At 68.5% G+C, this 12,476-nt stretch carries 14 protein-coding genes; 8 read left to right on the top strand and 6 right to left on the bottom strand.

Features of this window, described 5'->3' with window-relative positions; genetic code table 11:
* Nucleotides 1-11 precede the first annotated feature (11 nt).
* From BLR51_RS06370 to BLR51_RS06360, 3 genes are read left to right on the top strand one after another with little or no spacing between them, the layout of a single operon-like run.
* Nucleotides 12-497 carry a TRAP transporter small permease gene (locus BLR51_RS06370; RefSeq protein WP_089845094.1) on the top strand — a complete coding sequence of 162 codons (486 nt, stop codon included), beginning with the start codon at nt 12-14 and terminating at the stop codon, nt 495-497.
* Entirely contained in the window at nt 490-1,812 is a 1,323-nt protein-coding gene (locus BLR51_RS06365) for a TRAP transporter large permease (protein WP_089845092.1), read from the top strand. Before BLR51_RS06370 ends, BLR51_RS06365 begins: the two co-directional genes overlap by 8 nt.
* A 22-nt stretch (nt 1,813-1,834) precedes the next feature.
* Nucleotides 1,835-2,593, top strand: a complete 759-nt coding sequence (locus tag BLR51_RS06360; RefSeq protein WP_089845090.1) for an SDR family NAD(P)-dependent oxidoreductase — start codon at nt 1,835-1,837, stop codon at nt 2,591-2,593.
* Between the two features lie 17 nt (nt 2,594-2,610).
* On the opposite strand, the gene BLR51_RS06355 is transcribed toward BLR51_RS06360, so the two are convergent.
* The 3 genes from BLR51_RS06355 to BLR51_RS06345 all read right to left on the bottom strand — a co-directional run bounded on the left by BLR51_RS06355 (nt 2,611) and on the right by BLR51_RS06345 (nt 6,115).
* Nucleotides 2,611-3,801, bottom strand: coding sequence for a metallochaperone AztD (locus BLR51_RS06355; protein WP_089845088.1), 1,191 nt, complete (start codon nt 3,799-3,801; stop codon nt 2,611-2,613).
* Between the two features lie 104 nt (nt 3,802-3,905).
* Nucleotides 3,906-4,940, bottom strand: a complete 1,035-nt coding sequence (locus BLR51_RS06350; RefSeq protein WP_089845086.1) for a DUF475 domain-containing protein — start codon at nt 4,938-4,940, stop codon at nt 3,906-3,908.
* Between the two features lie 134 nt (nt 4,941-5,074).
* Nucleotides 5,075-6,115, bottom strand: coding sequence for a four-carbon acid sugar kinase family protein (locus tag BLR51_RS06345; protein WP_089845084.1), 1,041 nt, complete (start codon nt 6,113-6,115; stop codon nt 5,075-5,077).
* A 166-nt stretch (nt 6,116-6,281) separates the two neighbouring features.
* On the opposite strand from BLR51_RS06345, the gene pdxA reads away from it, so the two are divergent.
* From pdxA to BLR51_RS06325, 5 genes are all read left to right on the top strand, one after another.
* The gene (gene pdxA / locus BLR51_RS06340; RefSeq protein ID WP_089845082.1) at nt 6,282-7,253 is read left to right on the top strand and encodes a 4-hydroxythreonine-4-phosphate dehydrogenase PdxA; all 972 of its coding nucleotides are present in this window, start codon (nt 6,282-6,284) and stop codon (nt 7,251-7,253) included.
* An 81-nt stretch (nt 7,254-7,334) separates the two neighbouring features.
* Entirely contained in the window at nt 7,335-8,174 is an 840-nt protein-coding gene (locus tag BLR51_RS06335; RefSeq protein ID WP_242656657.1) for a DUF6635 family protein, read from the top strand.
* Nucleotides 8,175-8,240: 66 nt separating this feature from the next.
* A complete protein-coding gene (locus BLR51_RS27680; protein WP_165616749.1) occupies nt 8,241-8,417 on the top strand; it encodes a hypothetical protein in 177 nt (58 codons plus the stop codon).
* Nucleotides 8,414-8,656 carry a hypothetical protein gene (locus BLR51_RS06330; protein ID WP_089845081.1) on the top strand — a complete coding sequence of 81 codons (243 nt, stop codon included), beginning with the start codon at nt 8,414-8,416 and terminating at the stop codon, nt 8,654-8,656. The genes BLR51_RS27680 and BLR51_RS06330 overlap by 4 nt, the downstream gene beginning before the upstream one ends.
* 90 nt (nt 8,657-8,746) lie before the next feature.
* Nucleotides 8,747-9,256: a superoxide dismutase family protein gene (locus tag BLR51_RS06325; protein ID WP_089845079.1), complete on the top strand. Its 510-nt coding sequence runs from the start codon at nt 8,747-8,749 to the stop codon at nt 9,254-9,256.
* Nucleotides 9,257-9,317: 61 nt separating this feature from the next.
* Here BLR51_RS06325 and BLR51_RS06320 read toward each other — a convergent pair whose 3' ends face one another.
* The 3 genes from BLR51_RS06320 to BLR51_RS06310 all read right to left on the bottom strand — a co-directional run bounded on the left by BLR51_RS06320 (nt 9,318) and on the right by BLR51_RS06310 (nt 12,230).
* Complete coding sequence (locus tag BLR51_RS06320) at nt 9,318-9,518, bottom strand: hypothetical protein (protein WP_089845078.1); 201 nt, start codon at nt 9,516-9,518, stop codon at nt 9,318-9,320.
* Between the two features lie 44 nt (nt 9,519-9,562).
* Nucleotides 9,563-9,799 carry a hypothetical protein gene (locus tag BLR51_RS06315; protein WP_089845076.1) on the bottom strand — a complete coding sequence of 79 codons (237 nt, stop codon included), beginning with the start codon at nt 9,797-9,799 and terminating at the stop codon, nt 9,563-9,565.
* 97 nt (nt 9,800-9,896) lie between these two features.
* The gene (locus BLR51_RS06310) at nt 9,897-12,230 is read right to left on the bottom strand and encodes a pyrroloquinoline quinone-dependent dehydrogenase (RefSeq protein ID WP_242656656.1); all 2,334 of its coding nucleotides are present in this window, start codon (nt 12,228-12,230) and stop codon (nt 9,897-9,899) included.
* Between the last annotated feature and the right edge of the window lie 246 nt (nt 12,231-12,476).

The following is a 12,476-nucleotide window of genomic DNA, read 5'->3' as shown; positions in this document are numbered from 1 at the left end:
CGAGGGGTTCCATGTCCTTCATCCTGCGCGAGGCCGAAAAGATCATCTGTGCGGTGCTCTTTCTGGCCATGACGTTCCTTGGCTTTGCCAATGTGGTGGTGCGCTACGGCACGCATTATTCGCTGGCCGCGTCAGAGGAACTGCTGACCAACGGCTTTCTGCTGCTGACCGTGTTCGGGGCGGCCATTGCGGCCCGGCGCGGCGAGCATCTGGCGGTGACGCTGGTGCATGACCTGCTGCCGCGCCCGCTGCAGCGCGTGGTCTTCGGCCTGTCGCTGCTGCTGACCGCGCTGCTGCTGGGCCTGTCGGCGTGGTATTCGTGGCAGGCGGTGACCAATCTCATGGCCAATGGCATGCGGTCCTATGCGCTGGGGATTCCGGCGTGGTATTATCAGGCAGCGGTGCCTTTCGGCTTTGCGCTGGTGCTGGTGCGCTACCTGCAGCATGCGGTCGAAATGCTGCGTGGCACGGCCTCCGAGGGGATCCCCGATGTATGACCTGATCCCCGGCCTGCCTGCGGGCACCGAAATGGTGATCCTGTTCTTCGTGCTGATCGCCCTGCGGGTGCCGGTCGCCTTTTCGCTGGGCCTGTCGGCGCTTTACGCCATGTGGCAGATCGGCTTCGGGCTGGAACTGGCGGGCGACCTGATCGCCACCGGCATCACCAAATTCTCGCTTCTGGCCATCCCCTTCTTCATCCTTGCTGGCGCGCTGATGGGCTCGCTTGGCATTGCCGAACGCATGATCCGGTTCTTCCGGGTGCTGATCGGCGCCACCCCCGGCGGCATGGGCGTGGTGGGCACCGTGGTCTGCCTGTTCTGGGGCGCGGTCAGCGGATCGGGCCCGGCCTCTGTCGCGGCCATCGGCCCCATGATCATCAAAGGCATGGAGGAGGACGGCTATTCCCGCGCCTATGCGGCGGGTCTGGTCTGCACCGGGGCGGCGCTGTCCATCGTCATCCCGCCCTCGATCGGGCTGGTGATCTATGGCGTGATCGCGGAAACCTCGATTTCGCAGCTGTTTCTGGCGGCGATCCTGCCGGGCCTGTTCATGGGCCTGATGATGCTGCTGACGCTGCCCTTCGCCAAACCGAGCCGCAGCCCGGCGCTGGAGGCGCTGAGCCCGATGCCCTATGCCGACCGGCCCTACGGGGCGCGGCTGTGGCTGTCGTTCCGCGACAGTTTCTGGGGGCTGATGACGCCGGTGGTCATTCTGGGCGGCATCTATTCCGGCGTCTTCACCCCGACCGAGGCGGCGCTGGTCGCCACGGTCTATGCGCTGCTGGTGGGCGGGCTTGCCTATCGCACGCTGACGCTGCGCGGGCTTTATGACAGCCTGTCGGATGCCGCCGCGTCTTCGGCCACGGTGATGCTGGTGGTGGCCTATGCCAGCCTCTTCGGCTGGGTCGTCACGGTCGAGGATCTGATCGGCAGCTATTCCAGCGCGCTGCTGGGGCTCAGCGAAAATCAGGGCGTGATCCTGCTGGTCATCATGCTGATCCTGCTGGTGGCGGGCATGTTCATGGATGCGGTGACGGTGATGTTCATCTCGCTGCCGATCTTCATGCCGGTGGTGCATGAACTGGGCTGGAACCCGGTGTGGTTCGGCGTTCTGGTCATGGTCAACCTTGCCATCGGGCTCATCACCCCGCCCGTGGGCATCAACCTTTACGTCGCGGCCAATGTCACCCGCCTGCCCATCGAACGGGTGGCGCGGGGGGCTCTGCCGTTCCTTGTCGTCTCGCTCATCGGGCTGGCGGTGATCGGGCTCTTCCCGCAGCTGTCGCTTGGTGTGCTGGGCACGCCGCAGTGATCCCTTGCTGAAAGACCCTGACATGACCCAGAAAACCGCCATCGTCACCGGCGCCGCGCGCGGCATCGGCCTTGCCACCGCCCGCCAGTTTCTTGCCGAAGGCCGCCGCGTCGCCATGGTCGACCGCGACGCCGAGGCGCTGGCCGAGGCGGCAGAGGGGCTGGAAGGCGCGGTCCCCGTGCCCTGCGACGTGTCGCAGCCGGATCAGGTCGCGCAGATGATGGAGCACTGCGCCCGCGAGCTGGGCCGCATCGACGCGCTGGTGAACAATGCCGGCGTCGCGGATTTCGGCCCGATCGAGGACACCACCTTTGCCCGCTGGCGCCGGGTGATGGACACCAATCTGGACGGCGTGTTCCTGTGCACGCAGGCCGCGATCCCGCATCTGCGCGCCACGCGCGGCGCCATCGTCAACATCGCCTCGATCTCGGGCCTGCGCGCCTCGACGCTGCGGGTGGCCTATGGCACCTCCAAGGCGGCGGTGATCCATCTGACCATGCAGCAGGCGGCGGAACTGGGCGAATACGGCATCCGCGCCAATTGCGTGGCGCCGGGGCCGGTGAACACCAAGCTGGCGCTGGCGGTGCACACGCCCGAAATCCGCGCCGCCTATCACGACGCCATCCCGCTCAACCGGTATGGGTCCGAAGACGAGATCGCGTCGGTCATCGTCTTCCTGTGCTCGGACAAGGCCAGCTACGTGACGGGGCAGACCATCGCCTCGGACGGGGGGTTCCAGTCCACCGGCGTTGGCCTGCCCGCGCTGCGGACGGGGCAGTAACCCGCCCCCCGCAAGGCTTAGTGCGACAGCCCGCTGCCGCCCACCACGGTCAGGTTATAGGGCAGGCCCTCCAGCGCGATGGTGCCGGACTCCTGAAGCGTGGCGGCAGAGATGCGGCGCAGCAGCCCGGCCTGAGGGTCGGTCAGCAGCACTTCGTCCCCCGCCAGCGCCAGCCGCGGGCGCGGGTCGTTCCAGTGCCCGTCCATGGAATAGGGGCCCGTGACCTTGGCGCTGCCGGTGATCTTGGCGGCGAGCAGGTCGATGCGGTGTAGGCTGCCATCCTCGGTCAGCACCCAGCCGGTGGTCGGAAGCTTCGGGTCCAGCGCAAAATCCACGCGGCGGAAGGGCAGGGCGATGCGGCGCAGATGCGGCTCTGACGCGGGGTCGATCACCACCAGCCCGTCGGCGCCGTGGTTGCCCAGAAACAGCTGCAGCACCCGCCCGCCCAGCAGGGTGCCTGTGGTGCCTTCGGGGAAATCGGCGGGGTAATCCAGCATGTCATAGGCGACGCTGCCGCCCTCCACCCGCGCGGTCAGCACGCCCTCCTTGCAGCCCGCCGCCAGATAGGCGCCGGAAAACGCCTCGCCATGGATGCCGGTGCAGGGGGCAAGATCGCCCGCAGGTGTGCCATCGGCGCTGAAAGCCTGCAGCCCCAGACGCGGCGCGTCCTCCGCCTCGGCGGCGACGGTGCTGACCAGCACCTCCCCAAGAGCTGCGACAAAGCCGTGATGGGCGCGGGCCTGCTGGAACTGGACGGGGTCGATCCGGCCTTCGCTCAGCTCGGTCTCGTCAAGGATCGCGGCATAGCCGCCCCGGTCGAAGTTGATGAAGCTCTGCCCGTCATGGCTGACCACGTGAAAGGGCCGCGGCCCGGTCAGGGGTGCGCCCAAGGGCGCGGGCTCGCCGATCTCCAGATCGGAATGGTCGCCGTGGTTTTCCAGCGTGATGCCGCTGTGCAGGAACTGCACCGCGTCGTCATCGGACTGCACGGCGGCGACCACGGCGCCCCCGGCCAGCGGGTAAAGCTTGGCCTGTCCGGTGATGTCGAACTGCCAGCGGATGTCTGGCGCCGCCAGATCAAAGGCGGTGACGCGCGGCGCGGCATGATCCCCGACAAAGACGCGGAAAACGCTGTGATCCTCGTCGGCTGCGGCGGTGCTGGCCAGCGCCAGCAGCAGCAGGACGGCGGGAAGGGGGCGCTTGGGCATGGAGGTCTCCGTGATTCGTTATGATATAACGTATCAACCATGCGCCCACCGGGCGGTCAAGCCATGCCCGGCCCGGGGTCGCCCCCGGGCCGGGCAACTCGCGGTCAGGCCGCGCGGCGGTTGAAGCGGATCGAAGAGACCAGCGACAGCACGATGATCGTGGCCCCCAGCAGCCCGGTCACCACCTCGGGCACATGCACCACGCTTTGCGCGAACATGATGACCGCCAGCGCAAGGATCGAATAAAACGCGCCATGTTCCAGAAAGCGGAATTCCGACAGGGTGCGGCGGTCGACCAGCATGATGGTCATGGAGCGCACATACATCGCCCCGATGCCCAGCCCGATGGCGATCAGGAACAGGTTCTGCGTCAGCGCGAAGGCCCCGATCACCCCGTCAAAGCTGAAAGAGGCATCCAGCACCTCCAGATACAGGAACGCGCCCAAGCCGCCCGCGCGCGCCGCACTCTGCACCTCGGGCTCCGCGTCCAGAATATGGCTCAGCGTATCGACGCCCATGAACACCACCAGCCCAAGGATCGCGGCGGTGTAGAAGGTCGCCTGATCCGGCACGCTGAGCTGGCTGCCGAAGGCCAGCACGATCAGCAGCACCAGACCATAGGTCACGCCCTTGATGGTGCCCATGGACCGCATCCGGCGTTCGATCCGCGCGATCCAGTCCACCTCCTTGCCCTCGTCGACAAAGAACGACAGCGCCACCATCATCAGGAAGGCACCGCCAAAGGCCGCGATGGACAGATGGCTTTCATTCATCAGCCGGGCATATTCCTGCGGTTCGGTCGCGGCCAGCCGCAGCGCCTGCAGCGGCCCGACCTGTGCGGCTACCGCCACCACCGCCAGCGGAAAGACGATGCGCATGCCGAACACCGCGATCAGGATGCCCCATGTCAGAAAGCGCTGCTGCCAGATCGGCGTCATGGTCTTGAGCTTGTTGGCGTTGACGATGGCATTGTCGAAGCTCAGCGAGATCTCCAGCACCGCCAGCACCGTGCCGATCAGCAGGAAGGACAGCGCCGATCCCAGCGTGCCGCCATAGGACCAGCCCAGCCAGAAGCTGCCCGCCAGCCCGGCCAGCGTGACCAGAAAGGCCCATTTGAAATAATGCAGTGCGGTGCTCATGCGTATGTCCCTGATGATCCGGCGCAGCCCATCGGCCCGCCCGTGCTGCCTATAGGCCCCGGGCGGGGAAGCGAAGATGCCATCAGGCCCGCTGCCCGTGCCGGGCGCGGATTTGTGCCGCCGGGGACGGGCGCTTATCCCCGGCTGACTTCAGCCGCCGCGCTGGTCGCGATATCGTGCAGCAGGCCGGGCCCGCCAAAGCCGCCCGATTTGGTCACCAGCAGCACCGGCCCCCAGGGTGCCACGATCCGGCAAAGCGGCAGGCCGGGCCGCAGTTCGTCCAGCACCTCCAGACAGTCGATGCCAAGCGCGTCCAGCAGCGCCTGCGCGGTCTCGCCGCCGCAGATCAGCAGGCTTCTGGGGCGCAGCGTCGCGCAGGCCGCCAGCAGGCCCTGTGCATAACGCCGCGCCGCCTCCGCCCCAGTCAGTGCGCCCGCCCCGTCGCTGATGCTCAGCGCCACACGGGGGGCTTGGGGCAGCGGTGGCACCGCGCCGTCGGGGGCCAGATGCACGGACATCGCCTCGCGCAGCGCGTCCATCTGCGCCAGCGTCACCGGATCGCGCGATCCGCTGGCGATCAGCAGCGGCGCCTCCAGCGGCGGCACCTCGGCGGGCGGGTGCGGCTGCTGCCGGGCCAGCGCCCGCGCCAGACCCCGCGCCCCGATCCAGAGCGGGCGCCCCTGCGCCGCGCCCACCACCGCGTCCAGATCGGCCTCGGTCAGGGTGTCGGGCACCTCTACCTTCAGGTCGAACCGCGCCGCCACGTCGATGGGTGCGGCCACGCCCATGCCGGTCAGCGCGCCGCCGCTCACCACGCGGTCCATGTCGGGAATGGCGGGGCAGGCGATGCAGGCTTCTGCCGCCATCGCCGTGGCAAGCACGGCGGTTTCCACGGCAGTATTGCCCTTCAGGCGGCTGTCGACCTTTTTCATCACCACCGGGATCCGGGCCAGATCAAGCCCCGTCAGCGCGGCTTCGATCCGGGCGCGGGCGGCGTCTGCGGCGATCTCTCGGCTGGCGGTGGTCAGCACCAGAACCTGCGCCTTCCGGGCCAGAGCGGCGGGCAGCGCGTCGGGGCGCAGCGACACCACCACGCGGCGGCCCGGCGCGGCAAAGGCGACGGAACTGTCCAGTGCGCCGGTCAGATCGTCGGCAACGATAAGAACATGCGGCATCCGGCCCCCCGATCCAGCTTTGCGACCTTCCGTAGCACGTCCGGCTTTGTCGCATAAAGTGCAAAGTCACAGGGGGTTAGCGGGCAGAGCCGAAGGCCTTGGCACAAGTTGCGCCCGGAGGGGCCATAGGCTACGGTCCGCGCGACATCGCCGCAGGGAGGCTGCCATGAGCACACCAATCGTCATCACCATGGGGGATCCTTCCGGGGTCGGCGCCGAAGTCACCGTCAAGGCGCTGGCAGAGCGGGACGCTGCCACCCGGGCGGCGACGCTGGTGATCGGCGACCGCGACACGCTTGCCCGCGCGGCAGAGGTGAGCGGCGTCAGCCTGCCGCTGCTGGCTCCCGACGCCTCCGGCGACGGCATCCGGGTGGAGCATGTCGCGGTGGCGGGGCTGCCCGGACGGTTCGGCGTGCTGGATCCGGCCTGCGGCGAGGCCTCGTTCCGGTTCATCGAACGCGCCGTGCAGAAAAGCCTCGACGGGCAGGCGGCCTGCATCGTCACCGCCCCGATCAACAAGGAAGCGCTGAACGCCGCCGGTCATCACTATGACGGCCATACCGGGATGCTGGCGCATCTGACCGGGTCGCGGTCGTCGTGGATGCTGCTCGCCTCGGAACGGCTGAGCGTCGTGCATGTGTCCACTCATGTGTCGCTGCGCGACGCCATCGCCCGGGCCACGCCCGAGCGCGTGCTGGAGACGATCCGCACCGGCCACCGCCATCTGCTGCGCATGGGGCTGGAGGCACCGCGCCTAGCCGTGGCGGGGATCAACCCGCATTGCGGCGAAAACGGTCTTTTCGGCACCGAGGATGACGAGGCGCTGGTGCCCGCCGTGAAGGCCGCGCAGGCCGAAGGCATCGACGTGGTGGGGCCGATCTCTGCCGATACCGTCTATCACCGCGCCTATCAGGGGGCGTTCGATCTGGTGATCGCGCAATATCACGATCAGGGCCATATCCCCATCAAGCTGGTGGCGTTTGATACGGCGGTCAACGTGTCGCTGGGCCTGCCCATCGACCGCTGTTCGGTGGATCACGGCACCGCCTTTGACATCGCGGGCACGGGCCGGGCCAATCACGGCAACATGCTTTCTGCGCTGGATTACGCCGCGCGCATGACCCGCGCCGCCCGCTGAACAGGGGGCCCGCGCGCCTGACGGCTTCCCGCGACGCGGCAGAGGCCCTATCTTTGCGGCGTGGCAGAAGGAGCCGGGCAGGTGCGTGATCAGATCGGGGAAGACCGCAGCCGTCTTGTCGCCGCACGGCAGGCCGTGGTGCGCGATTTCGTGCGCCGTCACTTCGGCCTGCGCGGCACGCTGCGGCTGCACCGCGCCGCGCTCGGCGCCGATCTGCTGCGCGCGCCCGCCAATGTGGTGCTGGCGCCGGTCTTCCTGATGACCCGGCTTCTGGCGATGCTGGCCATGGCGCTGCGGCTGCACCGGCTGGCCGATTTTCTGCTGGCGCGGCAGGTGCTGCTGGAAACGCAGGTGGCACGCCGCGTCGCCGCAGAGGTGCAGGGGCTGCTGGACGATCTGCAGGCGCGGGGGCTGGGGGTGGCGGCCTCGCCACAGGCGGTGAGCCGCGCGGTGCAGGATTATGCCGGGGTGCGCAGCGCCGTGTCGGAGATGACCACCACCCTGCTGGTGCTGGTGTCGGGCTATGCGGTCTTCCATTCGGCCACGCCGGGAATCCTGTCGCTGGCGGGCCCCATCGCCACCCTGCGCGCCGAGGCGGAGGCGATTGCGGGCTTTCCGCTGGGGCAGGGGCTGGGGCGGATGTATTACGCCGCCTTCCCGGTGACGCTGCCGCCATGGCAGGTGGTGCTGACCGGGGTGGCGCTGGCAATGCTCGCCTCGCTGGTGACCACCTTCGCAGGCGTGCTGGCCGATCCGGTGCAGCGCGCCACCGGCACCCATCGCCGCCGCCTGATGCGGCTGTTGGACCGGCTCGACCGGACCGAGGGCGCGGGGCAGGGGCTGGCGCGGGAACATCTGGCGGCGCGGCTTGGCGATGTGTCGGATCTGGCGCTGAGCCTGTGGCGGGCGCTGCGCGGCTGAGCCCGCCACCGGAACATTCGCCCGGCCCGCTGGTTCTGTCCGGACATGTTCCAGAAGGAGAGCGCCATGCGCCCGCAGATCCTGCCTTCCCTCAGCGCGCAGGGGCCGACCCCGCCCCCGGAGATGCCGCCAGAGACGCCGCCCGCCGAGGTGCCACCGGCGACGCCCCCCGAGGAAACACCGCCGCCGCCCCCGGAACTGCCGCCCGACCGGCTGCCGCAGGCGCAGGGGCGAAACGCATGACCGAGGCGGAAATCGAAGGACGGCTGCTGGCGCATCGCCGCCTGCTGGCGCGGCTGGTGGCGGCGCTGGATCCGCAGGCGCGGGATGATCTGACGCTGTGGCTGGCCGAACGCTCCGTGCTGCAGGACGGGCAGGAGGATCCGGGCGTGCTGCCCGATGACAGCGCCGCCCTGTCGCTGAGCCTTGCCGACGAACTGGCCGAGATCCGGCATTTGGCCGAGGCGCGGCGCCGCGACTGACGCCGGTGCGGCGGCGGATGGGAACATCGCGCCGCCGGACGGGTTTTCCTTGGGAGGCGCCGCGATGGCGCAGCAACCAAGGAGGACATCATGAAAACCCTGACCACCGCCGCCACAGCGCTAAGCCTCGCGCTGCTTGCCCCCGCCGTTCACGCCGCCGAAGCCACGGCTCAGGTGCAGGACCGCGAGGGCAACGATCTGGGCGCCGTGCGCGTGGCCGATACGCCCTCGGGCATGGCGCTGGCGACGCTGACGCTTGTCAATCTGCCCGAAGGCGTGCTGGCCGTGCACCTGCACGAAACCGGCGACTGTTCGGCAGAGGATTTCAGCTCTGCCGGGGGTCATATCGCGGGCGAGCACAGCCATGGCGTGCTGTCCGAAGACGGGCCGCATCCGGGCGACATGCCCAACCTGACGGTGAAGGCGGATGGATCCGGCGAGGCCGAGGTCTTCCTGTCGCTGCTGGAGGTGGAGCGTGATCTGCTGGACGAAGATGGCGGCGCCTTTGTCATCCACGGCGGTGTCGATGATTACGAAAGCCAGCCTGCGGGCGATGCGGGCGACCGGATCGGCTGCGGCGTTTTCGAAGAACGCGAGTGACATAAGAAAGGGCGGAGGCAGATGCCTCCGCCCTTTTTGCGGCGCCCGGCAGTTCCGAGAGTCAGTAGGTACCCGGCGGATCGCTGGCGGGAAAGGATTCGTCCGACCGTTCGTCCTGCTGGTCCCATGTCTGCGGCGGGTTGCGCATCTGGCTGGTGCCCGCATCGCGCACATCCGGCGTGGCATCGCGGCGCTCTGCCCTGCGGCTAAGCGCCCATCCCCCCGCGAAGGCGGCGGCGACAAGGAAAAGTCTCGGCAGCATGTCTTGTCCTTTCAGGAGTGACCGGGACGAGACGGGCCGTGGCCTCAGCCCTCGCGCAGGGCGGGGTCGTCGCGTCCGGTCTGGTTTCGGTAAAACTTGGCCATCCAGTGATCGGCGAAGATGTCAAAGAAGGCGTCCCAGTCCAGCGGTTCCGGCTCTGGTTTCGGCAGGTTGATCGCGCAGGGCAGCGGGCCGCCCGCGCGGCTGTCCAGTACCTTCGCGCGGGCGTCGGCCCAGCTGCGGATCGCGTCGGGATCGATGGGGCGCGCCGCCTCGCACATCTGTGTCTCCTGTCGTGGATGGGGGAAGGTGTTGGAAAGACAACCAGCCGCCGCGCCATAATTTCCCGGCGGCAGGGCGCCGCCGGGAGAAAGGCGCCTAGGGCAGCGCATAGGCGATCAGATAGTCGCCGATGGGCGTTTCCATGAAGTGATGCCCGGTGGCCGCGATCATCACATACTGCTTGCCATCCACCTCATAGGCGATGGGATTGGCCTGCCCGCCTGCGGGCAGCACGTCGCTCCAGACGGTTTCGCCGGTCTCGATGTCGATGGCGCGGAACAGGTTGTCCGTGGCCGCCGCGATGAAGATCAGACCGCCCGCCGTGACCACCGACCCGCCATTGTTCGGCGTGCCGATCTTGAAGGGCAGCATCGACGGGATGCCGAACGGCCCGTTGCGCCGCGCGGTGCCGATGGGCGTGTCCCACAGGGTTTCGCCGGTGGCCATGTCGATGGCCCGGATCCCGCCATAGGGCGGCTCCACGCAGGGCATGTCGGTCAGCTCGCTGCGCCAGCCTGCATTCACCTCGATGGCATAGGGGGAGCCTGTCTGCGGATCGCCCGCCCCTTCGGCATTGTCGCCGCTGCCTTCGCTCTGGTCTTCGGCATAGATGGGCTGCAGCCCGCGCTCGTCCGCTTCTTCGCGCGGAATCAGGCGGTTGTAGTTCGGCACGTCGTTGTAATTGGCGATCAGCACGCCGCGTTCGGGATCAAGCGCCACCGATCCCCAGTCCGATCCGCCGTTATAGCCGGGATACTGGATCCACGGGCGTTCGCTGGAGGGCGGGGTATAGAAGCCTTCGTAATTGGCGCGGCGGAACTGGATCCGGCACCAGAGCTGGTCCAGCGGGGTGAAACCCCACGCATCCTTTTCCTCCAAGGGCGGCTGCAGCAGCGTGTGCCATTCCGAGGTGGGCTGCGTGTCGGAGATGTAATCCGGCTCCACCTCGCCTTTCGGCAATCCGCTCAGCTCGCCCACCGGGGTCAGCGGCTCGCCGGTCTCGCGGTCAAGGATGTAGATGTCGCCCTGTTTCGACGGCAGCAGGATGGCGGGGGTGCCGTCATAGTCCAGAAGCGTGGGCTGGCTGCCCAGATCGTAATCCCACACGTCATTGCGCACCGTCTGGAAATGCCAGACCGCCTCGCCGGTGGTGGCATCCAGCGCCACCAGCGCCGTGGCATAGTCGTTTTCCGCCTCGGACCGGTTGGAGCCGTAATAATCGACCGAGGAATTGCCCATTGGCAGATAGACATATCCCAGATCCTCGTCGGTCGCGGCGGTGGTCCACATGTTGGGCGTGCCGCGCGTATAGACCTCGCCTTCGGGCGGGCCGTCGCGCATCTCCTCGGGGGCGGCCAGATCCCAGGCCCAGGCCAGCTCGCCGGTCACGGCGTCATAGCCCCGGATCACGCCAGACGGCGCATCCTCGGCCTGACCGTCCTTGACCTGCGCGCCGGTGACGATGATGCCGCGCACGATGGCGGGCGGGGCGGTGACGGCATACCAGCCGGGCACCCGTTCGCCGAGATCCTGCCACAGATCGACGGTGCCGTTTTCGCCGAATTCCACGCAGGGATCGCCGGTTGCCGCATCCACCGCCACCAGCTTGGCGTCAAGCGTGCCCTGAACCACCTTGGTGGCGCAGGCATCACCTTCCGCCGCTTCGGGATCGGTCCAGATCGCCACCCCGCGGCAGGTCGCACCATAGGGGATGGCCTCGTTCGGCACGCCGGGATCAAAGCGCCAGTTCTCCTCGCCGCTGGCCGCATCGACAGAGATCAGCACGTTCATCGCCGAACACATCAGCAGATCATTGCCCACCTTCAGCGGCGTGGTTTCCGGGGAATATTTCCCCATCGCCGTGCCTTCCGGCATGTCGCCGGTGCGGTAGACAAAGGCCCGCTCCAGATCGCCGACATTGTCGCGGGTGATCTGGTCCAGCGGCGAATAGCGGGTGGCATCGGCGCCACCCCCCCAGAATGGCCAGTCTTCGGAGGCCTGACGCGGCAGGTCGGCGGCGGCGCGGGCACGCGATGTGCCCTGCGGCGGCTCGACCGGCTCCAGAAAGCTATCGGGCAGCGGCTGCGCCTGCGTTTGCGCTTCGGACGCATCCGGCGACAGCTGGGCGGGCGGCTCCTCGGCGGGCTGGGCCTGCGTTTCCTGTGCTGCGGGCGGGGTCGTGGGGGCGGGCTCTGCCGGGGTCTCTTCCGCTGCCGGAGGCGCGGGGTCCGGCGCGTCTTCTGCGGGGGGCTCCTGCACCAGATCGGCGGGCGCCTGATCCTGCGGGCTCTGCTCCGGCGACTCGGCAGTGCCGGTCTCCGGGGTCGGAGCCTCTTGCCCTGACACCGGCGCTGCGGTCATCCCCAGCACCACAAGCCCCGTCGACAGCCAGAGCATGGCGGGACGCGGGGCGGGGTTGCGCAATATCATCTGATCTTTCCTTTCATGCGGGTCGGACCGGGCGGAACGCGCGCCGCCCCGGATCGGGGATGCGGGACCGGTCCGGACGTCCGGCGCATGCCGGATCCGTCCTGCCGGTCCCGCGCCGCCGCCGTGCTGAGGGGTGTCATCGGCGAAACACGACGGCGGGTCGCGTGGCGGCCTGCCCGGAGAGCGGAGCAGACCGCTGCTGCCCCCGAATGCTGCGGCTGAGGTCGACCGCAGCCTTCGGGGAAG

Origin of the sequence: Salipiger marinus (assembly GCF_900100085.1) — a bacterium.
Lineage (GTDB): Bacteria > Pseudomonadota > Alphaproteobacteria > Rhodobacterales > Rhodobacteraceae > Salipiger > Salipiger marinus.
The sequence above is the reverse complement of the archived record's forward strand: the minus strand, read 5'-3'. Positions and strand labels throughout refer to the sequence as shown.

What these genes read in the sequence shown, in the direction of transcription:
- BLR51_RS06370 (WP_089845094.1), top strand. Translation starts at nt 12, where the DNA reads ATGTCCTTCATCCTGCGCGAGGCCGAAAAGATCATCTGTGCGGTGCTC.
- BLR51_RS06365 (WP_089845092.1), top strand. Translation starts at nt 490, where the DNA reads ATGTATGACCTGATCCCCGGCCTGCCTGCGGGCACCGAAATGGTGATC.
- BLR51_RS06360 (WP_089845090.1), top strand. Translation starts at nt 1,835, where the DNA reads ATGACCCAGAAAACCGCCATCGTCACCGGCGCCGCGCGCGGCATCGGC.
- BLR51_RS06355 (WP_089845088.1), bottom strand. Translation starts at nt 3,801, where the DNA reads ATGCCCAAGCGCCCCCTTCCCGCCGTCCTGCTGCTGCTGGCGCTGGCC.
- BLR51_RS06350 (WP_089845086.1), bottom strand. Translation starts at nt 4,940, where the DNA reads ATGAGCACCGCACTGCATTATTTCAAATGGGCCTTTCTGGTCACGCTG.
- BLR51_RS06345 (WP_089845084.1), bottom strand. Translation starts at nt 6,115, where the DNA reads ATGCCGCATGTTCTTATCGTTGCCGACGATCTGACCGGCGCACTGGAC.
- pdxA (WP_089845082.1), top strand. Translation starts at nt 6,282, where the DNA reads ATGAGCACACCAATCGTCATCACCATGGGGGATCCTTCCGGGGTCGGC.
- BLR51_RS27680 (WP_165616749.1), top strand. Translation starts at nt 8,241, where the DNA reads ATGCGCCCGCAGATCCTGCCTTCCCTCAGCGCGCAGGGGCCGACCCCG.
- BLR51_RS06330 (WP_089845081.1), top strand. Translation starts at nt 8,414, where the DNA reads ATGACCGAGGCGGAAATCGAAGGACGGCTGCTGGCGCATCGCCGCCTG.
- BLR51_RS06325 (WP_089845079.1), top strand. Translation starts at nt 8,747, where the DNA reads ATGAAAACCCTGACCACCGCCGCCACAGCGCTAAGCCTCGCGCTGCTT.
- BLR51_RS06320 (WP_089845078.1), bottom strand. Translation starts at nt 9,518, where the DNA reads ATGCTGCCGAGACTTTTCCTTGTCGCCGCCGCCTTCGCGGGGGGATGG.
- BLR51_RS06315 (WP_089845076.1), bottom strand. Translation starts at nt 9,799, where the DNA reads ATGTGCGAGGCGGCGCGCCCCATCGATCCCGACGCGATCCGCAGCTGG.
- BLR51_RS06310 (WP_242656656.1), bottom strand. Translation starts at nt 12,230, where the DNA reads ATGATATTGCGCAACCCCGCCCCGCGTCCCGCCATGCTCTGGCTGTCG.